Source organism: Sulfitobacter sp. HI0040 (assembly GCF_001634885.1).
Classification (GTDB): domain Bacteria; phylum Pseudomonadota; class Alphaproteobacteria; order Rhodobacterales; family Rhodobacteraceae; genus Sulfitobacter.
The window spans coordinates 1-1,272 of the sequence record NZ_LWEX01000463.1; the positions used below are offsets into that span (position 1 = coordinate 1).

Here is a 1,272-nt window from a genome sequence, read left to right on the forward strand (position 1 = left end):
TCGCGCGGGACGAGGCCGACGCCTGCCGTGCCCCGAAGGCCTCTGCCGATCTGGCCGAGACTGCCTATCTGCGCAATGGCTACCGCGCGATCCTGCGCATCCTGATTGCCGAGGAGGCGCTTGCCTCGGAAACCTGTACCTGCCTGCTGGATCAGTTCACCTGGGATCAGGCGCTTGACGCCCTGCCCCGGTTCCAGACCTCGGACAACCCGCGCCTGCCCTTCAAGGTGCTCGATCTCTACGCGCAGGCCGACGCGCTCGAGGCGCAAGTTGTGGAGGCCTGTGCGGAATAGATGGGCGTCATTCGGGACATCCTGAGCCAGATCGATGCGGCGGTGGATACCGTGGCGCAGGACGGGTTCGTCTCCTCGGCGGGCGCGGTCGGCGACGTGATCTCCGCCGGGGCCGCGCTCCTCGTCGTGCTCCTCGGNATCAACGTGGTGATGCAACTCCGCCCCCTGCCCTTCGGCACCGGCTTTGCCTTCGGGATGAAAGTCGCGCTCGTGGGCATATTCGCACAGAGCTGGGACAATTTCAGCGTCATCTATAACATCGTCACGCAGGTCCCCGACTCAGTTGGCGCCTCGATCCTGGCGCTCACCGGCTCGGGCGACGAGGCCGGGGTCTATGAGAGCCTAGACAACATGGTCGCCCGCATCACCGCCTATGGCGACACGATCGGAGACCGCGCGGGCTGGGTTTTCGGGGCGGTCCTGGGTGCCATTTTCTTTGTCCTTTCCGCCGTTTTTGCCGCCGTCACTGCCGGCATCATCGCCTTCGCCCGCATCGTCTTCGCGCTGATGATCGTGATCGCCCCCTTCATGATCGTGACCTCGCTTTTCAAACCAACCCAGTCCCTCTTCGAGGCCTGGACCCGCGCCACCATCGGCTATGCCCTCATGCCGGTCGCCGCAGCCGGGGCTGCGGCGACCGGCATGAGGGCATAGCCGATGGTGGCGCGGGTCCAGGCCTCGAAGAGGGACTGGGTTGGTTTGAAAAGCGAGGTCACGATCATGAAGGGGGCGATCACGATCATCAGCGCGAAGACGATGCGGGCGAAGGCGATGATGCCGGCAGTGACGGCGGCAAAAACGGCGGAAAGGACAAAGAAAATGGCACCCAGGACCGCCCCGAAAACCCAGCCCGCGCGGTCTCCGATCGTGTCGCCATAGGCGGTGATGCGGGCGACCATGTTGTCTAGGCTCTCATAGACCCCGGCCTCGTCGCCCGAGCCGGTGAGCGCCAGGATCGAGGCGCCAACTGAGTCGGGGA

Annotated in this window: 2 protein-coding genes and 1 pseudogene; 2 read left to right on the forward strand and 1 reads right to left on the reverse strand. The window is 65.0% G+C overall.

Going from position 1 to position 1,272, the window contains the following annotated elements:
- Both A3728_RS19010 and A3728_RS19015 read left to right on the forward strand, forming a co-directional pair.
- A partial coding sequence (locus A3728_RS19010; protein WP_067927491.1) for a hypothetical protein occupies window positions 1-293 on the forward strand: 293 nt, incomplete at its 5' end.
- Window positions 294-926: pseudogene (locus tag A3728_RS19015) on the forward strand (type IV secretion system protein); the annotation flags it as partial.
- Here the strand turns inward: A3728_RS19015 and A3728_RS19020 are convergent.
- Window positions 890-1,249: a type IV secretion system protein gene (locus A3728_RS19020; RefSeq protein ID WP_443069439.1), complete on the reverse strand. Its 360-nt coding sequence runs from the start codon at window positions 1,247-1,249 to the stop codon at window positions 890-892. The pseudogene A3728_RS19015 and the gene A3728_RS19020 sit on opposite strands and share 37 nt — an antisense overlap.
- Window positions 1,250-1,272 lie beyond the last annotated feature (23 nt).